General features: G+C 61.3%; 7 protein-coding genes. 5 read left to right on the top strand and 2 right to left on the bottom strand.

Annotation, left to right across the window (positions count from 1 at the left end):
- The coding region (locus Q7T10_RS18270; protein ID WP_304750972.1) for an IS30 family transposase at positions 1-792 on the top strand (792 nt) is incomplete at its 5' end.
- 365 nt (positions 793-1,157) lie between these two features.
- On the opposite strand, the gene Q7T10_RS18265 is transcribed toward Q7T10_RS18270, so the two are convergent.
- Complete coding sequence (locus tag Q7T10_RS18265; protein ID WP_304750970.1) at positions 1,158-1,880, bottom strand: response regulator transcription factor; 723 nt, start codon at positions 1,878-1,880, stop codon at positions 1,158-1,160.
- A gap of 266 nt (positions 1,881-2,146) precedes the next feature.
- Between Q7T10_RS18265 and Q7T10_RS18260 the strand changes: the two genes are divergently transcribed.
- The 4 genes from Q7T10_RS18260 to Q7T10_RS18245 all read left to right on the top strand — a co-directional run bounded on the left by Q7T10_RS18260 (position 2,147) and on the right by Q7T10_RS18245 (position 21,406).
- Positions 2,147-2,590, top strand: coding sequence for a hypothetical protein (locus tag Q7T10_RS18260; protein ID WP_304750969.1), 444 nt, complete (start codon positions 2,147-2,149; stop codon positions 2,588-2,590).
- A gap of 4 nt (positions 2,591-2,594) precedes the next feature.
- Positions 2,595-10,778, top strand: coding sequence for a SpvB/TcaC N-terminal domain-containing protein (locus Q7T10_RS18255; protein WP_304750967.1), 8,184 nt, complete (start codon positions 2,595-2,597; stop codon positions 10,776-10,778).
- 35 nt (positions 10,779-10,813) lie between these two features.
- Entirely contained in the window at positions 10,814-21,016 is a 10,203-nt protein-coding gene (locus tag Q7T10_RS18250) for a neuraminidase-like domain-containing protein (RefSeq protein WP_304750965.1), read from the top strand.
- 78 nt (positions 21,017-21,094) lie between these two features.
- Positions 21,095-21,406: a hypothetical protein gene (locus tag Q7T10_RS18245; RefSeq protein ID WP_304750964.1), complete on the top strand. Its 312-nt coding sequence runs from the start codon at positions 21,095-21,097 to the stop codon at positions 21,404-21,406.
- 998 nt (positions 21,407-22,404) lie between these two features.
- Here Q7T10_RS18245 and Q7T10_RS18240 read toward each other — a convergent pair.
- A complete protein-coding gene (locus tag Q7T10_RS18240) occupies positions 22,405-23,016 on the bottom strand; it encodes a PEP-CTERM sorting domain-containing protein (protein ID WP_304750962.1) in 612 nt (203 codons plus the stop codon).
- Between the last annotated feature and the right edge of the window lie 432 nt (positions 23,017-23,448).

Here is a 23,448-nt window from a genome sequence, read left to right as displayed (position 1 = left end):
CCCAAGACTTGCAAACTGGTGGAGAAGCGAAAGCTGGCGAACATCGTGGCTGGTAAGCTCCAATTGCAATGGTCACCACAGCAAATTGCTGGATGGCTAAAGCATGCTTATGCGGACGACGAGAACTATCAGGTGTCAACTGAGACCATCTATCGAAGTCTCTTCATACAGGCCCGTGGTGCCCTGAAGAGAGAACTGCTGCAACATTTGAGGCGCACCAGGGCCATGCGCCGTTCGCGCCACCACACCCAAAAGACAGACAACCACGGCAAGATCACCAACGCCGTATCCATCAGTGAGCGCCCTGCCACAGTGGAAGACCGGGCTGTACCGGGCCACTGGGAAGGCGATTTGCTGTTTGGCAGCCTCAACACCCAGATTGCGACACTGGTTGAGCGTCAGACGCGTTACGTGATGCTGGTGAAGGTTGCCCGCAAAGATACCCAGACGGTCATCACTGCACTGATCAAAAATGCTCGCAAGTTGCCCCAGGAACTCTACAAGTCGTTGACTTGGGATCGGGGTCATGAAATGGCGGACCACAAGCGTTTCACATTGGCCACTGACATCAGCGTTTACTTCTGTGATCCTCAGAGTCCTTGGCAGCGAGGGAGCAATGAAAATACGAACGGACTATTGCGGCAGTATTTCCCCAAGGGAATCGATATCTCGAACTACTCACAAGCACAACTTAATGCAGTGGCGAGAAAACTGAACGAACGTCCAAGGAAAACTCTAAACTACGAAACGCCTGCTGAACGATTCAGCCAACTTGTTGCATCGACCGGTTGAATCCAAGACCCTCTGCTGACATTCGCGAATGGCAGGTATCTGGAGCCTGAAATTTGATTGAGGGTGTTGCCTGGGATCGGTCACTCGCCACCGCCGGTTCGTGCCCATTGCTGCCAGTGGCGCAAGCTCCGCAAAGCGGTCCCTCAACTCTCCAGATTTGTTACCCGCAGGACTTACGATTCTTCCGACATTAAGCATGTCGCAAAAAATATTGCATGCGTTCGTGCACCTGATTGACCAGCTTGGTAGACTCACGCGAAGCCCTGTTAGTTTTGTCAGGTCTGAAGTCCAGAGTTCAAGTGTGGATAGGCCGCACTCTAACGCAGGCGGCGCACGCACAGGTCAACAACAAATCGGGCAAAACGCTAGGTGGCTGTTGCGGAGGTGGCGACTTGGCGCCGCTCTGGTACTGCTCGACCACCAAACTGGGACGATCGTGACACCCGCCGCGATGCCGCGATCCACGGCGTGTTGCGGACTTTGCGCATTGCCTGGGCGCGACTGCTCAAGCCCAGCTTGCTCAGCACATTGTGTACATGGTGCTTGACGGTTGAGAGACTCAGGCAAAGCTCGCGTGCTATTTCTTTGTTCGATAGTCCACGGCCAATGAGCTCCAGGACTTCGCCCTCGCGCTTAGTCAATGGCTCTGCGATGCATGACTCTGAGTCGTCTGACATGGTGCGATTGAGTGCGCGCAGCAGCCCACCTGAAATTTGCGAACTGCAGTCGAGCCGTCCGGCCACGATGTCGGGTAATGCTTTGCAAAGCTCGTCGATAGACGAACTGCGGGAGATGTAACCCACAAATCCTGCGCGCCCGCAACTAACTACTTCGCGGCATTGTTCCAGCAGCCCCAGCGCAACGAGCGCGACCGTCGGATGCTCGCAAGCAATGGCGCGAACCTCATCCAGATCGATACCCTGAGTGACGTCGATAAGGACCACTTCCACCGGCCGGGAAGATAGCGAAACGCGTAGGGTTCGCAAATCTTCCACTGTTGATTGCAGGCGCACGCCGTTTCGCCCGGATAAACAAGCAGCCAGGCCGTCGCAAAGTAGACGAACTGGTGATACCAAAAGTAGGTCCATCACTGCCTCCCGTAATGTGCAAACGACAGCTGTCTGCGGGTGAAGCGCCAAGTCTACGCCGTAATGTGCAGAGCACATTTTTATATTGCCTCTGTTCGGTGTCAGATTCACACCGAATATTTGGCATGCGCACGAGACACGGCAGTACATCGATCAAAGGATTCAGGAAAGTATCGGGTCGCTGCTGGATCCATTGTCAGTTCCCATGACTTGCCAACGCGATCGAACGCTTGGTCATCTATGGATCGTCGTGATCGTAGACGTGAATGGAATTGCCCATCCTTAATACAGACATGAACCCGTTCCAGGAAAAACGCATGTTCCCTGTCTTGGTGGCATCGTCATCTGGCGACCTCACGGCCGAAGTCCTTTCGGCTGCGGTCGTGCGCTGTGACGACATGCGGCTGATGGGCGACCGTGTGATCTCGCTTGCGGAGATTGAAGGGCTATTGGCTCAATTGCCCCCACTGTCAGCCTGCGCACTGCTTCTGGTGGGGCGTTCAACGGACACCGAACAAATTGAGCGCTGCTGGCTGAGCAAGTTCAAGCGGCTCATTGTGTTGCGTATCAATATTGTGGATGACCTTGTAAGCGTTGCTGTACGGCGCGTTGGCATGCGTGGCCTGATGGGCGCGATCCGCAGTTTGGTGCGCGACGCGGAAGGCGCTGTTGAGTGTGTGGCGGCAAACACCACTTTCACTGATCAATAGCATGATGGAATCTGAAAACGTCGGATCGAAGGAGCAAGACACGCAAGGACCCTCGTCTATGGCCGCACCGCAGGTGAGCATGCCAAAGGGGGGCGGCGCGATCAGAGGACTGGGCGAGAAGTTTCAGACCAATTCTGCTAACGGGACCGCGTCACTCACAGTCCCCGTTCCATTGAGCAAGAGCCGCAGCGGGTTTCAGCCTGCGCTTTCACTGTCCCACAGTTCAGGTTCGGGCAACGGCCCGTTCGGCCTGGGCTGCACGCTAGGCCTGCCGTCAATCTCGAGAAGAACCGACAAGGGCGTTCCCCGCTACGCCCCCTTCGCACGCCGTGAGGAAGAAGTCGCGTCTGCGGATGCTGCAGCAGACATCTTTTTGCTCTCTGGCTCGGAGGATCTTGTGCCGGTCTGCAACGATGATGGGTCGGGGGTTGCGAGAGACACGAAAGGCTACTTTGTACGCCGCTACCGGCCACGTATTGAAGGCATTTTCTCGCGCATCGAGAGTTGGACACGCCTTGCAGACGGCGATACGCACTGGCGCACCATCTCCCGGGACAACGTTCTTACGGTCTACGGTGAAGGCGCTGAGTCGCGTGTCGCCGATCCTGAAGATGGGCAGCGCATTTTTGAGTGGCTTGTATGCCGTAGCTACGACGACCGCGGTAACGCCATCGAATACGAGTACGCCGCGGAAGGTGGTGATGGTGTTGATATCAGCCGCCTAAACGAACGGTTCCGTTCGCGCAGTGCAAACCGGTATCTCAAACGCGTTCGGTACGGAAATCGCAAGCCGGTGCCGGCCGTGCTGGCAGGCAGTGCAGCGGGTAGCCGCCATTTGCCGCGCCCGCACATCGATTCAGAGACCGGGTGGCTGTTCGAAGTCGTGCTTGACTACGGCGATGAGCCCTTCAATCATGAACCGGACGCGGACGGTTTCGAGAGGGTAAGTTGGACGCAGGCTGCACCGGGGCCGAGGCCCTCGCGCCGCGATCCGTTTTCAGTCTCACGGTCCGGCTTCGAGGTTCGTACCTATCGATTGTGCAAACGCATTTTTGTGGTGCATCGCATGCACGAGATGCTTGGGGCGGCGCGAACACTGGTGCGCGGCGTCCACCTCCGCTACGACGAGCGGCCCACCGGCACGCGGGTGACAAGCATCACGCAATCCGGCTACCGGATGCTCGACGACGGGTCGTATCGCCGCCGATCGCTGCCCGCGCTGTTGCTGCACTATGCAGAGAGCCCACTCGATGATCCTGCGCCAAGGAACTGGGCCGTTCGACAGTTGCCCGCCGAAAGCCTGGAAAACCTCCCCACCGGGATTGGCGGGCCAGGCTACCAGTGGACAGATCTTGACGGCGAAGGCATCGCGGGTGTGCTCGCCACAGAGCCTGGTGCGTGGTACTACAAGCCGAATCGCGGACAAGGCCGGTTCGGCCCTGTGCAGGTGGTTCGCAGCATGCCGGTGGGGGATGGCGGGCGATCACAGCTCATCGACCTTGACTCGGATGGTCGGCTCGAATTCGCCACGCTCGAACAGGGCATCGGCGGCTATTTTGATCGCACGGCCGACGCCGGGTGGATGCCTTTCCGTGCGTTCCGCTCGTTCCCGCTTGTCGATTTTGCAGATCCGAATGTCCACCTCGCCGATCTCTCGGGAGACGGGCTCGCCGACATTTTGATCACAGACGATCAGGCAATCATTTGGCACCCTTCCCTTGGCGACGACGGATTCGGCGAGGCCATCCGCGTTCGCGTTCCATGGAACGAAGAGGGCGGTCCGCGGGTCCTGCTGGGGCAGGCGGACCAGTCAGTGTTCCTTGCTGACATGTCCGGCGATGGGCTCGCGGACCTTGTGCGCATCCGCAATGGCGAGGTCTGCTACTGGCCCAGCCTTGGCTACGGAAAGTTCGGGCCCAAAGTCACGATGGACGCATCGCCCTGGTTCGATGAGGAGGGCTTGTTCGACGCGCGACGCCTGCGCTTCGCCGATACGGATGGCTCCGGGCCGACGGACGTACTCTACGCCGGGCGCAAGGGCGTCAAGGTCTACCTCAATGAGAGCGGCAACGCACTGAGCAAGCCGCGCACGGTTTGCGAAATGGTGCTCGTCGAAGGCATTTCACTCAGCGTTGTCGACCTGCTCGGCCGCGGCACGGCCTGCCTCGTCTGGTCGACAGCGCTTCCAGGCATGGCATGGCGTCCGGTGCAGTACATCGACCTGATGTGCGGCGAAAAGCCGCATCTGCTGGTGCGCTCGGAGAACCAACTCGGGGCCGAAACGCGTTTTGAGTACGCATCCTCCACGGAGTTCTATCTGGCCGATCAGGAAGCCGGCCGCCCTTGGCTCACGCGCCTGCCATTTCCAGTACATGTCATCAAGCGCATGGAGTCGATTGACCACCTTAGTCGCAGTCGGTTCGTCACCCGCTACGCGTACCACGACGGTCACTACGATGGCGTTGAGCGGGAGTTTCGCGGCTTCGGCATGGTGGAGCAGTGGGACACAGAACAGTTTGAAGCGCTCAGCGAAGGCAGCACTCCGGCAGACAACATCGCCGCCGCGTCGCACGTTGCGCCCGTGCACACCAAGACCTGGTTCCACACCGGAGCCTGGCTGGGCCGGGAGCGCATCTCCCGTCAGATGGAGGACGGGTACTTTCGGGAGCCCGGGCTCAGCAAGAGTGCCTCACGGGCGCTGCTGCTTGACGACACGATTCTGCCGCGTGGCCTTACACCAGAAGAAGAGCGCGAAGCCTGCCGCGCTCTCAAGGGTTCCATGCTGCGCCAGGAGATCTATGCCGATGACGCCGGGCATCCCGGCGCCACGCCAGCACAAGTAAGCCGGGCCCGCACACCCTACACCGTCACCGAGCAGAACTTTCGCATCCGCATGCTGCAGTCCCGCGGCGTGAACCGGTATGCGGTTTTCTTCACGCACGCGAACGAGGCGCTGACCTACCACTACGAGCGCAACCCGGCCGATCCGCGCATCCAGCACGCGCTGACACTGGAAGTTGATGACCTTGGCAACGTGCTCAAGCAGGCGGCCATCGGCTACGGCCGACGCGTCTCGCCGCTGTCGCAAGCGTGGGATCGCAATCGCCAGACGACGGCTCTGCTCACCTACACCGAGAACCGCGTCACCCATGCCATCGCGACGCCCGAAACCTACCGGGCACCGTTGCCCTGCGAGGCCATTACTTACGAGCTGACTGGCTACACGGCTACAGGCCCCGCCGGACGTTACAGGCCCACTGATTTGGTTGAGCCGGATCCCGCCGCTGCCGGACGTCTGCGCCACAAGTTCGCCGCACCTGAAGTCGCCTACGAAGCCATTGCTGGCGCAGGCCAGCGCCGCCGCCCCATCGAGTGGCTGCGCACCCTCTACCGGCGCGACGACCTGAGCGGCATCCTGCCGCTGGGTGAACTGCAATCGTTCGCGCTGCCCGGCGAGACCTTCAAGCTCGCCTTCACGCCAGGCCTCCTTGACCATGTGTTTCGGCGCCCACGCCAAGGGCAGCCGGATGAGCCCCTGTTACCCAACCCCGCCGACGTTCTCCAAGGGCAGGCAGGCGACCGCGGAGGCTACCTGCAAAGCCAAACCCTCAAGGCCGATGGCCGCTTTCCCGCGAGTGACGCGGACGACCACTGGTGGCTGCCCTCGGGACAGGCGTTCTACAGCGACGACCCTGCCGATGACGCTGCCACCGAACTCCTGCGCGCCCGCCAGCACTTCTTCCTGCCCCGCCGTTACGCCAACCCCTTTGGCCAGCTCGCTTGTGTGGACTTCGACGCCTATGACCTTCTCATGACAGAGACGCGTGATGCACTCGGCAACCGTGTCACAGTCAACGCCAACGACTACCGCGTCTTGCAACCGCGGTTAGTGAGCGACCCGAACCGCAACCAGACCGAGGTTGCCTTCGATACGCTGGGCATGGTGGTGGGCACCGCGGTGATGGGCAAGCCGCTGCCTGCACCGGTGGAAGGGGATGCGCTCACTGGCTTCCTTGTTGACCTCACGCAGGCCCAGCTGGATGGCCTGTTCAACGCACCCGATCCGCACACCCACGCAGTGGCATTGCTGAAGGACGCAAGCACCCGAATCGTCTACGACCTCGACCGCTTCCGCCGGACCCGGCAGGAGAACGCTCGGGACTCTGTGAAGTGGCAGCCTGCATGCGCCGCCACCCTCGCCCGGGAAACGCATGCCAACGCCCCCTTACAGACGCAGGTCCTGAAGATCCAGCTCAACTTCAGCTACTCCGACGGCTTCGGCCGCGAGATCCAGAAAAAAATCCAGGCCGAACCCGGCCCGGTGCCCCAACGCGATGCCAACGGCAACATCCTCGTCGGCGCGGATGGACAAGCCATCACAACACCGGGCGAGAAAGGCCCACGCTGGGTGGGCAGCGGCTGGACAGTGTCCAACAACAAGGGCAAACCGATCCGCCAGTTCGAGCCCTTCTTCACCGACACCCACCGCTTCGAGTTTAATGTGCGCATCGGCGTGAGCCCGGTGCTGTTTTACGACCCGACGCAGCGCGTTATCGCCACGCTGCACCCCAACCACACTTACGCGAAGGTGGTGTTCGATCCCTGGCAGCAGACCACTTGCGATGTCAACGACACCTGCGCGTTGCGCAACCAGCAAACCGGTGACCCGCGCACCGACCCCGACATCGGCGGCTTCGTAGCGGAATACTTCAAGACCCAGCCCGCTACGTGGCAGACCTGGTACGCGCAACGCATCGGTGGCGCCCTCGGCACGGAGGAGCGCAAGGCCGCGCAGCAGGCTCAGGCGCATGCAGACACGCCCACCGCTGCGCATTTTGATGCCCTGGGTCGCCCCTTCCTGACCGTCGCACGCAACCGCGTCGTCTGCCCCGGTCACGACCTTGACGGCAGCGAAGACAGCTTTGCTACCCGCATCGAAATGGACATCGAAGGCAACCAGCGCGCTGCGCGCGATGCCGTTCAGCAGGCCGGCGACCCGCTCGGGCGTATCGTGATGCGCTCGGCCTACGACATGCTTGGCAACCACATCCACCAGCAAAGTATGGAAGCAGGCGCGCGCTGGATGTTGAACGACGTTGCCGGCAAGCCCATTCGCGCCTGGGATAGCCGCGGTCACAACTTCACCAAAACGTACGACACGCTGCGCCGCGCATTGGGGCAAATGGTCCGGGGCACCAGCACCGAGTCCGATCCCCGCGCCCAGGGCCGCGACATCCTCATCGACAAGATCGCGTACGGCGAGGCGCTGCCCAACGCCGAGGCGCTCAACCTGCGCATGCGCATCTTCCGGCACTTCGATTCCGCCGGCGTGGCCACCAATGCGCGACTGGATGCAGACGCCCGCCCGATAGAGGCTTACGACTTCAAGGGCAACCTGCTGTGCAGCACGCGGCAACTGCTCTGTGACTACACCGGCATCCCCGACTGGTCGCTGAACCCGACCTTGAATGATGAAGTTTTTGTGGGCAGCGTGCGCTACGACGCGCTCAACCGCCCCATCCAATCCGTCGCCCCACGCAGCAGCGTGGGGCGTGGCAAGTTCAACGTCATCCAGCCGATATTCAACGAGGCCAACTTTCTGGAGCGGATGGACGTGTGGCTGGAGCGCGAGGCAGATCCAGGCGCGCTCATTGACCCTGCAAGCGAGGCAGCGTCACCTGTGGGCGTCGCCAACATCGACTACGACGCAAAAGGCAAGCGCCAGCGCATCGACTACAAGAATGGCGCCAGTACCACCTACCGCTACGACCCGCTCACCCTGCGGCTCACCCAACTGCTGACCAAGCGCCGGGCGGCTGACTTCCCCGGTGACGACCCGCGGCCACCCGTTGCCGACTGGCCAGGCAAACAGGTGCAGAACCTGCACTACACCTATGACCCGGCCGGGAACATCACCCATATCCAGGACGATGCGCAGCAAGCCGTCTACTTCAGGAACAAGCGGGTCGAGCCCAGCAACGATTACACCTACGACGCGCTCTATCGCCTGATCCAGGCCACCGGCCGCGAACACCTCGGCCAGAGTAGCGGCTCCGTCGTCCACGCGCCCAACGATGCCGGTTGCGGGGGCCCTGCCAGCGCCGATGCCGTCGGGCAGTTTGCCGCGAACGACGGCAATGCCATGGGTACCTACATCGAGCGCTACGTCTTGGATGCCGTCGGCAATTTCCTGCAGATGCAGCATCGCGGCAGTGACGTGGCGCATCCTGGCTGGACGCGTGCCTATGACTACCTCGAACCCAGCTTGATCGACGACGGCAGCGGCGCAACGTTGCAAAAGAACAGCAACCGCCTGACGCGCACCACACTCAACCCCGCTGGCAACACGGCGCAGCCACAAACGTATCTGCAGGACGCCCACGGCAACGAGCTGCGCATGCCACACCTGGGCGGCGCAATGCCCGGGCCGAGCATGCACTGGGACTACAAAGACCAGTTGCGCCAAACGGACTTGGGAGGTGGTGGCACGGGCTTTTATGTGTACGACGCAGCAGGCCAGCGCGTGCGTAAAGTGTGGGAGAAGGCCCCGGGCCTTATCGAAGAGCGCCTTTATATCGGGGGCTTCGAGATCTTCCGCAAGCACGGTGGGCCTGTCGGGCATGACTCGGTCACTCTGGAGCGAGAGACGCTGCATGTGATGGACGACACAGGGCGCCTCGCCCTTGTCGAGACGTGCACACTCGACACGGCAGGTTGCGACAAGTCGCCCTGCCAACTCATCCGCTACCAGTTCGGCAATCACCTCGGTTCGGCCAGCCTTGAGCTCGATGACCTGGGACACATTATTTCGTATGAGGAATATGCGCCCTACGGCAGCTCGACCTACCGGGCCGTGCGCAGCCAGACCGAGGCGGCGAAGCGGTATCGCTACACGGGCAAGGAACGCGACGAAGAGAGCGGTTTGTATTACCACGGGGCGAGGTACTACGCCGACTGGCTGGGCCGGTGGACGGCGACCGATCCTGCCGGACTTGTTGACGGACCCAATCCCTATGTCTACGGCCGCAGTAACCCTCTGAGCTTTACCGACTCGACCGGCACGCAGTGTGATCCAGCTACTCAGTCTTGTGTCGATCCGACATTGGCCTCAGGCAATGACGCAACGCTCACATGCAGCATGGATGATGGCTCGTACAGTTCATCGGCGTTCGCAAGCGGTGGGTTCTCGGCCGCAGGGAGCTTGATGAGCAGCCTCGCGCCAGCCGCTCCTACAAGTGTCGCAGCGCAGGCAACTAACTCCATCGACGATTTGCTGACGTTCATTCATGCCCAGTCGGGATTTGAAGCCGGGACTCTGAGACCGCCAACTTTCAGTCCGCGCTCTGCGAGTCCGTTCGGAACCGCGGCTCACGGGCAAGCCACGGGTGTGATCCAGGAATTGCAAAGCATGGGCTTCTACGATGCGGGAAGGATCTATTCCGAAGTGCGCACAGTAAACGGTGTGGTGGTGCAGATTGGTGGCACGCCAGGAGGACCACGAGGATCTTTCAACATGGACATCGTGGTTGCCCGTCCGGGTACGACCATCGCGGTCGGTGACAACTTAACGGGCGGTGCAGCCGGAATGATCGGTGACCTGAAATACGGAGGCGGGGTTATCAACCCGAAATACGGGGCTCTCGGTTCGCCGCTCGAAACTCTCACCGGGCGCACCCCCTCTGGTCCGATGCCAGCGTTCCCAGAGGTGGCGGCGCCAGGAATGGCCAACTCAGCCCGCTTCTTTGCCGCGGGTGGCGGCGTATTCAATTTCGCCGGCGGTGCTTTCATGTTAGCCAGCATCGACACCGAGCACGATCCCGGCATCGTCACGGTCGGCAAGGCGACCAGCGGCGGCGCAAGTCTGGTCGGCGGCGGAATGATGATCGGCGGCGCGTGGGCGGGCGAGGCAGCTCTCGTCGCGCTGGGGGGATCGTTCGCAGCGGTTGGAGGAGTCATTGCCGCCCCGATCATGGTCTATGAAATGAGACCGAGAGGTTGGATCGCCATTGATCCGGTGCTGATGGAGCGAGACACCCAACGGTTTCGCAATGGCGAAAACGTCAACCCGTTCTGTGCGCAATGCCATGGCACAGGCGGGGCGTTGGATCCAAACAATGACTGGAATGCAGGGGGCGCTCGACGTGCTGCTTTCCAAAGCCGATTGCAATGGCGGTATCTAGGGGACTGATTGCACCAACAGCAGCACATTGAGGAGCCACAGTTATGCCACAAGTAATTCTCGTCCGCCTCGTTCCGATGAAGCCGACCAGCGCCGCCGACTTCACCAACTATTTGGCCAACTTATCCATTCGCGCGTTCGACATGTCGTTCGGCAACTCGGCGGACGGCACACTGGTCGGGCAAGCCCAGGGCGCCTGGATTCCGAACGCGGGCCTCAATGCCACTGGCCCGGCATTCACCCCTGCGACGCAAAGAATCCTGCAGCACTTCTCGATCTATCCGGTGCAGCTCAATCCGCTGCCTGCGCCGCCCGATCCGGACGTGCGCCTCGAAGCGGTGGCAACCGCAGTCATTGAGCTGAATGCACCGGCCACAGAGTTCAACACAGCCGATCTGCGCCTGGAGATCAAGCAGGGTACGCAACTCGTCGCATTTGAGCGCCTCAACTTCAATGTCAAAGTCGAACCGAACGCACCGATCTCCAACAATCCGCTGACCTACATCCCGGTCTTGTTCTCGGGGACGATGCTCGGCAATGCGGGAGAGCCCGCCTTCATCGTGACCTTGCCGGACCCTGGCGTGGCGCTGGATCCAAACGCCGCGTTTGTCGAACTTCCGGCAGATGGCACGCCACCCCGGTTTGCACCCTTGCGCGCCGCGATCGACAAGGTGCTTGCACAAGACCCGGCCGGTGGCGCCACGCTTGCCAACCGCAGTCCGTTGACGGCGGCCCAGGCACGCCAGGTCGCACGCGAGATCATCTGGAATCCCAAGGTCACACCGCCGCCCGAACGCCCGAACAAGCGGCGGCTCGAGGACATGTACACGCGCCCACAGTCCGACACCTCGTGGAGCAACGACGATCGGGACAAGGCGGACATGGATCGCAAGCAGTACGAGGCCAGCCTGCTGGGCTTTTACGCCCTGCAGAGCGCGAACTCGGATCGGCTGGCGCAATATATCTTTGCGGCATCTGCCGCCGTGTGGGCCGAACAGCAGAGTGCGGCACCGGTGCGTGCAAGTCTGCATTTTCCGGTTGAAACCGGCACACCGCCGACGCCTGGCTCGACGTTCCGGCAAGCCGATGTCGTGCTCGAAGACAACGGCGCCCTGACGCTCAACTTCCAGGTGCCCGCAGACTATTTCTATGCGCTCTCGGCGATGCTTTCGGCGAACGTTACCGCCGATCAACGTTACCGCATGGCGACCGACGATGACGCGTCGCGCAGCATCGCGGGGATCAAGGCAGCGATCGACGCGCACACCATCACCCTGGCAGCGATCTCGCCGGAAAATGCCGCACGGCGCCTGGTTGCCATCGGCCGCGGGCGCGTGCAGCGGCCGCCACTGTGTCCGCTCAATCCGGCCGTGAATGCGCTGGTGACCGCCTGGCTCGCAGAAATGGGCGTGTTAATCGATCCGTTCTGGCAGCAAGCCCCATTCCCGGCGGCGCTTGTGCCGGGCCATCTCGATCTCGTGTTGGCCGTCGTGACGCAGCAGACCGTTGTCACTCCGAACTCGACTGCGTTGATCGCAACGATCAAGACGATCCCGGTAACCAACACGGGGCAGCTCAAAGCGCTCACGGTCCAGCAGTGGATGGCATTCTTCCTTCCTGCCAACGTCAGTTTGCTGCCCGACTTCACCCATCCTGGTACTCCCGAGGAACGCGTGCAAGCGTTCGTTCGGCAAGTCCGCAAGTACTTCGACGTGCTGTCGATTTCGCCGGCACCCGTACTGGGCGCGGGCGGTGACGCATTGACCCTGCCAATCGCTGAAAATGATCCATTGAGAGCGTTTCTTGCGGCGGCACCGGGCTTTGCGTTCCCCGTAGCGAACTGGAACGCTCCCCTCATCCTGAATGCGTTGCAGGCCGTATTTCCTGGCGACGCAAAGGCGCAAGCATGGCTGCTTGACGCGCTTCAGACGATCGACGAGCTGCTGCGCGCGACCACCGGCGTGGGCCCCGCATCGCTGCAGTTCTCGCTGCTCGAAGCGCTCTATGCGCGTGGATTCACTTCGCGCTCACAGATTCAGGCGCTGTCGCCCACAGAGTTCGCGTACGCGCTGACGGGTACCGTGGCGTATCCGTTCGCCAGCGCCATTCAGACCGCGGCGGGTGGCTCGGTCGCGGGTGTGCCCCCGGTACCCCCCGGTCCGTTCACGCCCATCAATCCGGACGGATCGCTCGTCAACTGCATCCCGCCGTGGCATTTGTCGCCGTTGGGCCCGGTGAATTACCTGCACGATTTGCTGGCCACCGGAGTCGGCGCGACCTGCGACCACCCGGCAGCAATGGCCGCTACGCTGGGCACCTTGATCGCGCCTCGGCGCGGTCCACTCGGCGATTTGCACGCCACCGCCGCAAACGTTTGCACAACGCTGCCGCTCATCGACATCGTCAATGAAAACCTTGAGGCGCTCGTCGACGGCAGCACGGCGGGCGTCGTGTGGAACAGCAACGGCAGCACACTAGGCGGCCACACGCTCAAGGCACCTGATGACAAGGAAGGCGCGGGCCACGCGCCGAATGTGCTTTTTGCCGCGTTGCCGGAACACTCAACACCTGCAACGCCCGTGGCAAGGCCGGGCGCCTACACCACGGTTGAAGCGGACTTTTCGTCGCCACTGCTGCCGTACGCGCAGCCGCTCGACATCTCACGGTCGTATCTCTGCGCGATGGGCGTGTCGCGGTTTGCGACAATGCGGGCGTTTCGCGAGCAGATCACCGAGTTCGCCATCGACGCGAATGAAGAAGCGGTGGATTTCCAGAAGCACCTGTGGCGCTACCCGGTGCGAATCGAGCTGGCGATAGAGTACCTGGGGCTCTCACCGGCGGAGTACCAGACGCTCTATGTGAACCCCATCAGCGCTGCCGCGTTGCGCAACATGTACGGGTTCCCGGCCGACCTGATCGATGGTGTTAACTGGCAGTCAATGGTCGTGCACGTGCCGGAGTTCCTGAAGCGCACGGGGATGGCGTATTGCGAATTCCTCGAACTATGGAAGTCGAAGTTCGTGGAGTTCGAGCGGCAAGTTCCCGAACAGGTGAACGCCGATGGCAATCCGGTCGGTTTGCCGCAGGACACGGGCTTCCCCAACTGCGAGCCATGTTGTCCGGAAGACCTCATCATTCGGTTCATAGAACCAGAAGGATCGGAAGACGCGCTGCGTCGGCTGATGGTCTTTATTCGCCTCTGGCGATCGCTCAAGTGCCTGCGCGGCGCGGGCTACAGTTTTGCGGACCTGCGCGACATCTGCATGGTGCTCGGGTTGTTCCTGGGCGGCAACATCAACCCTGGGTTCATCCGGCAGCTCGCGTCGTTTCAGATGCTGCGAGACGACTGGCGGCTGCATCTCGGGTCAGATGCTGCCGTGCCGACTGCCACGGGCGCCACACGCACGCGGCTGCTCGGTCTGTGGAGTGGCGCACCGGCCTCATCGTTGGACTGGGCGGTGGCGCATCTTCTCGACCAGATCGAAGATCGGGCCGAGCGCGAGCACGTGCCCGGACGGCGTCCTGGCAGCCACCGCCGCCATCGTCCGCCGGAGTTCATGAAGATCCTGCGCGAGAACCTGGACGCGCTCGCGCTGCTCAGCGGCTTCGATCCGGCCGCGGCGCGCTGGAATGCGCAGCCGACCAGCACACTGCGCTTCGCGGAGATCCTGGCGAAGATCTACGCCTCATCGTTCACGACGGGTGAGTTGCTGTACCTTTTCTCGGTCGATCAGCATCTCGACGGCGACGATCCTTTTTTCCAGCAGGATGCCAACGAAGCGCTGGATCAACCCTTCGATTTTCCTGAAGAAGGGCATCCCTTCGACTTGTGGAAATTGCGCGAGAAACTGCTGCACGCCCACGCGAAAGACGAAGACTGTGCCGCTTTGACGTGGACGGCGCTTTCGACGGCCATGCACACGGAGTTTGGCTATGACCCGTCGGTGGGTTTGGACCCGCTGCAGCGGCTGGGCGAGCATTTCTTCCCCGAAACGCTGGCGCGATCGGGCGTTGCCGCAGCAGCACAGGCGCGTCAGTACCGGACCGCACTTGCGGGCACGGTTGCAGGGATGTGGAATTCGCCCCATCCCGGTCCGTTCCAATACGATGCCGGGGCGCAAGAGCTCGTCACGTCGTTGCCGCTGCGCGAAGCAGACGTGCTCCAGAAGCTCAACGCGATCGAGCAATTGACGGCGCCAGAGCGCGCCGCGGTGCAGCAGTTGTACTTCGCGCCGCGCGCCGAGCTTGCGCGGTTCTCGTTCCTGTTTGCGAGTCTGGTCGAGGCCGAGAAGGCGCTCATTGAAGAGGCCGACGAATTGAAGCGGTGGGAATACTTTCGCCGCGCGTTTGCAACGTTCGCATTGCGCGCGCGCGTCCTTGCGGAACATCTCGCGGGTCACGTGGCCTATGCGTCAGACGAGGGCGAGGTGGAAGTCGGTCTTGCGTCGCTGATGCTTCGTCGCCTGCTGGGCGACGAGAATCTCGCAACAAGTGCCTGGGAGCAGGACAACGGCCAAATGCCAGCGGGCTTCACCTGGGCGCAGCCGACCGGTGGCGCGTTCGCGGCCCTGACGGCCCTCACAGGCACCGGCCTGCTCGGCGAAGTGACCGATACGAGCGGCGGTGTGTGGCCCCAATTGACAGGCACGATGAGCGCCTTCACATCGGCCGCCAACGAATGGAATACACCGGTCTTCAGCATGGTTCCGCCACTCGATTTCACGCTGCCGATGTCCAAGCACGAGTTCGCGCTGATCCGCAACGGGCTCGCGCTTCGCGAAGCCGACGGACTGCCTCTGGCTGGAGCAGCGGGATTCACGGCGCACTGGTCGGGGGTGCTCATCGTCGAAAAAACGGGTACGTACACGTTCTTTGGCGGTGCACCGACACCGGACTGCGAGCAACCCGACTTCGAGAAGTGCAGCCACAACAAATGGCGTGTGAACCTGCGGCGCGGGCAGCGGACGTTCCGGCTGCTGAACTATCGGTGGGCGGACGAGCAGGCACCCGACCGGATCTCTGGCCCGCTGCCCTTGAAGCGCGGCGCCTATTTCATCGACATCGATTTCGAGGAGACGGCGCCTGCGTTCGACGAGAAGAACGAGCTGGTGCGCGCCCGCACCGGTTTCACCGTGAAGTACCAGGGCCCGGATACGCAAGACTGCATTACCGCGTTGCCTGTGGAGCGCCTGTATCGCGATGTCACAACCGGTCCGCTGGTGAGCAAGCAAGCCGCAGTGCCGTCGGCAGCAGCGTATCTTGCCCAACAGTACACGGGTAGCTTGCGTGACATTCGCCGCACCTATCAGCGCGCGTTCAAGGCGCTTCTCTTCTGCCATCGGCTGCGCTTGTCGGCAGGTCGGGTAGCGCGGGCGAGCGGTTCCGAGACCGAGTACATGCTTTCGTCTGCCGATCTGTTTGCCGGCTGCACCTACGTGGCTGGCGTACCGTACACGTCGCACCGGGCATCGCTGGATTTCAATTTCCTGCCGATCGGCGACGTCTACGGTGGCGATCCGCAGCGCAATCCGCCAGCACTTCTGGATGCGCGTGCGACGCCGTCTGTGTGGCGCAGGCAGGCCTTGTTCGACTGGTTCGAGCGACTGGTCGACTACGACCACATGAGGCGAGCGGTTCACAAGCGCACCGAGCGTCTCAGCTGGCTCTGTTTCGTCGAGGCATCGAACCAGCAACCGGTCGATCCGGTGCCCTTGCTCACGGATCTGGGAATCGACATGGACCACGCGCCGCTCGTCCTGGATTTCCATGACAGCGTCACCGTCGATTGGACAAAGCTCTGCGACGATCGTTGGCCCCTTCGCTGTTGGCATGCGTCGTTGTGGGTGCGCAGGTTGCTAAAGGCGTTCGTGCCGCTTGATCTCTCCTTCGCGCAACCCGACCTCTGGGCCGCGAGCACGGCTGCGGCGATGGCCAGCGGCAATGCGAACCTGACGAAGTTCTATCGCGATGGAATGATCGAGCAAGTCCCCAGACGCTATGCCGATCTGGAGCGGCTCAACAATCTGTTGCGCGTGCGCGGGCGTACGGCCTTGCTCGCCTGGCTCACCGGCATGAATCGCGTTACCTTGCCCTTTGCCCCGGGCGTGTTTGCAACGTCGGCGAAGGACATCGGCGCGCTGCTGCTCCAGGACGTAGAGGTCGGTGTTTGTGAAAGGGCGAGCCGTGTCGAGGAAGCGATCACCGCCGTTCAATCATTCGTCGAGCGCGCGCGACTCTCGCAAGAACCGGGCTTCACGGTCACCGTGGAGTTTGCGCTGGCGTGGGACAAGATTTTCGCGACGTTTCGTACCTGGCAGGCTTGCCGCCGACGGGTGTTGTACAAAGAGAACTGCGTCGAGTGGAGCGAGCACGAACGTGCGATCCAGACCGAAGCGTTTCGCTTCCTCGAGTCCGAATTGCGGCGCGCCACACTGACGGCACCCCAACCGGGCGGCATGGAGTACTGGCCGGCGCCTTATTGGCCCGCACATGCGTCGCTCACTGCCTTGCAGCACCGGGATCCCTCCTACCTCAAGCAGGTGGCGCAGCCGGAGAACCTCGGATTGATGGGTCGACCTGAGCGGCACGCGCGGCCAACGTGGCTCGCGCCGTCGCAACTGCAAATCGCAGGCGGTGGTGGCGACGGGCAACCGAACCCCGATGGCAACCCGAACGATGGTGCGGTCATCGCGCTCGCTGCCGTGGCGCCGGGCGCGGCGAATGGCACCGGCGATGGAAATGGCAACGGCAACCCGGATGGAGCGTCGTCGCCGCAGCTTCCACTCTGGCTGCAGGCCGCGATCCGACTCGGCACCCGCTTCTTGCGCATTGCTGCGGCCGGGGAGCCACCGGCCACGTCCTCGTTCATGCCGCTGGCGACAACTCCTTCGCCATGCTGCTGTGATTGCGGGCGGGTTCATCCGCCGGTGATGGACGAGTACTACTTCTGGCTCGTGAACTCGGAGTACTACGATCCGACCGATCTGAATGTGGCGGACAAAACTCAGTACCAAGACGCCGACTGGGGCGCCGCCCCCGGTGACCTGACGTCGGATTGGCACCGCCCCACGCAGCTCCCCAAGCTGCTCGCTTGGCCAACCAAGCCGATGGTGAAACTCGCGTGGGTCCGCGTGCACAACGGCGAATTCCAGACGCCACGTTCGTCGGACGATGGCGCGCATGTGAACCTCGCGGCCAGTGAGCCGCAGCTCGCGTTCGACGGCCGCCAGGGAGACTCGCTGCGATTTCGGGTCACGAATGCCGATACGCTTCCGCTTGGCTACACGGATCCTTCGCCTTGGGGCTTCCGCTACGACCTCGCGCCGGACACAGCCGTGGTGCTGCCCGAGGTGATCGCGACGCCAGCGCCAACAGGCTCGTTTGCGCCCCCGCTGTCGGCCTACCCGTTCTTCGCGTACTTCCTGCCCGGCGCGCCGCTTGAGCCGTCGGTTTACGCAACGGCGATGACGGTCGCTGGATCGCTGCGTACCCACTGCCGCTTTGAGGCGGCGCTGAAGTGGTATGAACTCTATTTCGCACCCGGCGACAAGGATCTGCGCTGGGCGACCTGCCGCAAGCCACCGCACGATGGAAGAGACGTTGCGGGTGTTCCGGCCGGTGGCGGCGACAACCAGCCGGTCGTGCTGGCAGCGGTGCGCGGTGTCGTGCGAACAGAGCAGGATCCTTGTTGCGACACCCTCGTGCGTACCGATCTCGCGGCGCGCGAACGCAGTGTCGTGTTGTCGTATCTGGAAACACTGCTTCAGTACGCGCAGGCGGCAATGTGCAAGAACTCGCCCGAAGGTTACGCGGCGACGAAGGCGCGCCTGGATATGCTCTGTCGATTCCTCGGCGAGCGCCCGCGCACGGTCTTCGGCCAGGATGATGGCCAGAATCCGCAGTCGGTGGGCGCGTTCGTGCCCCGGTTCGCGCCGCTCAATCCCCGTCTCATGGAGATCTACGACAACGCCGTTGATCAGCTCGATGCGCTTCACGAATGCATGACCAAAGCGAGGCTCAAGGGCGGCGCGCTGCATGGGGATACCTCGTATTGGGGCGACGATCCGGTCCGCCGCGGCTGGAGAACCGCCGCTTCGAATTGTGTGATTGATGACGGCTGCTGCTGTCCGCCCAGCCCGTACCGTTTCCAATTTCTGCTCCAGCGCGCGCTGGAAACGGCCGGTGAGGTGCGAGCGTTCGGCGCCGAACTGCTGGCTGCCTTCGAGAAGGGGGATGCCGAATTCCTCGCGGCAATGCGCGCCCGGCACGAGCGGCAGCTACTGAACCTGACGGAAGAAATCCGTCGCATGGAGTTCCGCGAAGCGGACTGGCAAGTCCAGGCGCTGCGCAAGACCAAACAGGCTGCCCTGGCACGCCGGCAGAACTTTGCAGACCTGATTGCCAATGGGCTCATTGCGAAAGAGCAGGGTTACGAAAATCTCACGGGTGTCTCCATGGGCACCCGTGCCGCAGGCAATGTGGTGGAAGCGGTGGGACAGGTGATGAACCTGATTCCGGACATCACCCTTGGTGCCGCCGGGATTGCCTCGACACCGGTAAATGTGTACCAGTTGCCGATCGGCACGAAGCTGGCCCACGCCTTCTCCGCCGCGGCGAGGATTCTCTACACGGTGGCAGACATCACCGGCACACAGGCTGGCCTGTCGCTGACCGAGGGTGGATGGGATCGCCGCGAAGCCGACTGGGTTTTCCAGGTCACGGTGCTGGATATTGAGATCCAGCAAATAGAGCGGCAGATTCTGGCCGCAGAGCGCAAGCGCGATTCAGCGCTGCGCCAGTTGAACAATCTGGTGCAACAGAAGCAGCAGGCGGCGGAGATCCAGGAGTTCTTGCGCGACAAGTTCACCAACCACGCCCTCTACCTGTTCCTCCAGCAGGAAACAGCGGCCCTGCATCGTCAGATGTACGACATCGCATGGTGCTGGGCGCGCCAAGCGCATCGTGCGTTCCAGTTGGAACGCGAGCTGACAACGCAAACCTACCTGCCGCTGAACGTTTGGGACGGGTTGCATGAGGGGCTGCTGGCTGGCGAACGTTTGTCCACCGCCATGCGCGCCATGGAGAAGGCGTACTTTGATCAAAATCGGCGGGAACAAGAGTTGGTCACACGACTGTCCCTACGGCTCGATTTTCCGCTTGCCTTCCTGCAATTGAAGGCCACCGGCGCCTGCGAGATCGACATTCCGGAATGGCGGCTCGACCGGGACTATCCGGGTCACTACCTGCGGCGGATAAAGTCCGTCAGCCTGACGATCCCTTGCGTTGCTGGGCCCTATACGGGTGTGCACTGCAAGTTGACGCTGTTGAGCAGCGCGACGCGTGTGGAACCCACCTTGCTCGACATTGAAGACTGCTGCCCGGGTGAGTGCACCTGCGGTTGCTGTGATCGCCAGCGTTACGAGAGCATCAAGGGCGATCCGCGCATCGTGAAGCGGTATGGTGCGACCGAGGCGATTGCCACATCCACGGGGCAGAACGACGCGGGATTGTTTGAGCTGAACTTCCGGGACGAGCGGTATCTGCCGTTCGAGTATGCGGGCGCCGTTAGCCGCTGGCGGATTGAGCTGCCGATTGAGACGAACGCATTCGACATCGACACGGTGAGTGATCTCATTTTCCAGTTGAGTTACACCGCTCGAGAAGGTGGATCTCTGCTACGAAAGGCAGCCTGGGCCGCGGCCTCTTGTCTGCTCCCCGGTGGCGGGCTGCGCTTCTTCGATTGGAGACAGGACTTTGCCGACACTTGGCAACGGTTCAAGGCGCTGGCGCCAGTCCCGAAATCCGAGCGCGACGCGTGCACACGCTCTCTAAGTTTGAGGATGTCTCGTGGCATGTTTCCATACTTGCCTGGACATCGACCAGTCCGCATGCGACGCGTCGAACTATGGTTCGAGGCACAGGCATGCGAAGGCGTGCGGAATCACGAGATTGAGTTCGTGCCGGATCGCAACCGCGAGTGGGGCGAGGAGTACGACGAGTGCTGCGACCGCTACTTCCTAATGTGCGTGGCGAGTGAAGACTGGCCTTGCCTTTTTCACGGCGTTATTGAGTATCCGTTCCCGTACCTGTGCGACGAGCGGCCGCTCACGATCGGCGATTTCTTGTTTTCGGGACAGATTGGATCGATCCACCGTGCATACCTAGTGTGTTCGTACGAAGCGGGTCCGCCGGAGCGCTGCTTGCCGACGCTTGCACCTTGCGAAAGCGACTGCAAAAGCGTTTGTTAGTTGACGATTTCGAGGGTCTGGGCAAGCGGCACAACGACGTCCGAGTCTTCATGCGCGGTTCAACAGAGGAGTCAGCCAATGCGAAAATCAGACGATGCAAAGACACCACCTTCCCCCCACGGTGGCGTAAGCAAAGCCCATCGGGCCGAGACGCTCCCTCATCAGATGGGGGAAGCGACAAAGCTCGTGGAGATAAGGGTCGGCCTTTTTCTCAACGTGGACCAGATCGTCACCTTGCGAGTATTGCCGCAGAAGGATGGCGACACTTACGCGATCCTGCAGCTTTCGAATGGCGACAAGCTAAACCTCACTCAGGTCGAGTTCGCATTGATCAGCGGTACGGAACCTCGCTTACCAGTCCGGTTGCCGCAGAGTTTACGGGCGACGTAGTGCTCCAAGTGATATGCCGTCCGACTCCGGTTTTTACTTGGTTCGTCGGGAGTTGCAGGCTGCGCCGCTCTCTATCGAGTTCTGTCCAGGCGACCTAGATCACTGCCCCCAGCTTCCTCGCATCATGTGCATGCGGCGCCCACCGGCTGTGCATCACCGTCTGTGGGCGCATCACGTCGGCTTTCCATGGAGATTGTTTGAAAAAGCGAATTGTCAGACTGTGAAAGCTACGGCGATGAAAAACGACGAATCAGATCGGGCCAAAACTCGCGATCGCGATCTGGGCAAGGGGTGAGTGGCCCCCGCAAAAACTGTTCTGTTGAGTTTTCACACACTCTCCAGGTCATCAAGTCGCTGCTGAAAGCAGCGCAACCCATCATTCCAGAGGACAGCCTTCGGCGGTCGCTGATTTCAAACGTTGAGTGACTGCTTTTCCCTTGGCCCACCGGCTGCAACTGGTCGTCACGCGACGACCACTATGAAGATGGGCCATCCACATAGCGGACATTGACTGCAACTTTAGTCTGCTGCACGAATGTCAGCTAGCGGGCGATGACTTCGACAGTCGCTAGGACCGCAGTGCAGCGTAAGCGGGTGCTCGTTGAGCTCAGGTGGCGGTCAGGTCTGGACCAGAAGCGGAAGTTCGCCCCAACCTGAATGCGGTCGTTGGAACGGCTGCTGCGCTCCGAGACCTGCCGTAAAGCCAATTCACACAATTCGGCCTTAGCAGACGTCAAGGCGATATACGCGACAGTCCTGCGACAGTCCAGTAGCGTTTCACCAAAACGGGGTTATGGTGTCCCATTTGTTCCCGCACTATCCAAAACGATCACTCAGAAATTCGACAGGGGCACCTTTAGCTCTAAGATGGCGGGGTGAGCGTTGCCTCTGCGAAGCGGATCTGTCCGTCATCACCCGCGATAAACGCGCCGTCGGTGACGCGACAATGGAAGTGGACCTAGGCGTCAGCTTTCTATTGTCACCGCCGGAGTCTCGGGTCAGGCGGTTAAAGCCTTGTTCTTGCGCCTCGTTACAGATGCGAGGATTCCAAGTCCAGCTAGGACGAGGGCGTAGGTTTCAGGTTCCGGGACAGGTTTGACGAAAGTGAAGTCGTCCATGGCAAACCTTCCCAGTATGGCGCCTCCACCAAATCCGGCACTAAAAAACAACGAATCAACTCCTGCAAAGCCAAAGGAGTAGTAACCTGCTGGACCAACGGGCAATAAATACGACTGCGAATAAAGGGGGATCCCTTCTTTAGAGCCGAGTACTTCGATAACCACGTCAAAAATCTCGCCGGAAGTCAGATAGGCCCCGACGAAATCAAACGGTGATCCCGACGATATCGTCATTCCAAGTGGTGGGTTCGTTGCAACGTTTGTCCCAGAAACTATCCCACCGCCAAGAACTGCGAAGTAAACACCGCCGGCATAGGCTGCAGGATCTAGCACTCTGACTCCGTTCCAACTGAACCCCCGATAGCCATCTGGAACACTCGGGAAATCGGTGGCATGATCAAAATTAAGGTCTTCAAAATCAATTACGCTGGCTCTAGCAAAATTCGGCAAAGCTAACAAAGCTCCGCACAGCACGGCAGGCACTATCTTCATAGTCGTTCCTTTGCAGCACAAATGTCTGTTTAACCGATTCATAATATACCTAATCTACGAAGCACAACAGGGGACAGACCACGGTTTCGTCTTTTCTAGTGGTTGCGCGGCTAATTTTGAGGATTCTGAACGACTGGAATGGCCGATCTACTGTCCGTGCCGGGACGTGCCGGGCGACTGCTCCACTCAGATACCGGCCGTTGAACACCTAAAGGGCCGACCGGCGGCAGTGGGTCGGGACATGCCCGTCATGGCGAAAACCTGAAAGTCGGCAATGGGTCTTCAAGAGACTTTCACATTTGCCGGAAGCCGACCGTCAAAATTGAACGTCAGCAATGGAGCGCGGAGTACTTCGGGTGCGCAGCGCAAGCGGTCGGTCGCGACGAAGCCCGGGATTGCGTTGGTTTCTCGTAACCGGTCATTACCGTCGCG

The sequence above is a fragment of the Rhodoferax sp. genome, from assembly GCF_030646845.1.
Lineage (GTDB): Bacteria > Pseudomonadota > Gammaproteobacteria > Burkholderiales > Burkholderiaceae_C > Rhodoferax.
Note: the sequence above shows the minus strand (reverse complement) of the source record. Positions and strands in the feature narration are given on the sequence as shown.

Excerpts from the sequence above, each read along its gene's own strand:
- Q7T10_RS18250 (WP_304750965.1), top strand. The coding sequence starts at position 10,814 with ATGCCACAAGTAATTCTCGTCCGCCTCGTTCCGATGAAGCCGACCAGC.
- Q7T10_RS18255 (WP_304750967.1), top strand. The coding sequence starts at position 2,595 with ATGGAATCTGAAAACGTCGGATCGAAGGAGCAAGACACGCAAGGACCC.
- Q7T10_RS18240 (WP_304750962.1), bottom strand. The coding sequence starts at position 23,016 with ATGAAGATAGTGCCTGCCGTGCTGTGCGGAGCTTTGTTAGCTTTGCCG.
- Q7T10_RS18260 (WP_304750969.1), top strand. The coding sequence starts at position 2,147 with ATGGAATTGCCCATCCTTAATACAGACATGAACCCGTTCCAGGAAAAA.
- Q7T10_RS18265 (WP_304750970.1), bottom strand. The coding sequence starts at position 1,880 with ATGGACCTACTTTTGGTATCACCAGTTCGTCTACTTTGCGACGGCCTG.
- Q7T10_RS18245 (WP_304750964.1), top strand. The coding sequence starts at position 21,095 with ATGCGAAAATCAGACGATGCAAAGACACCACCTTCCCCCCACGGTGGC.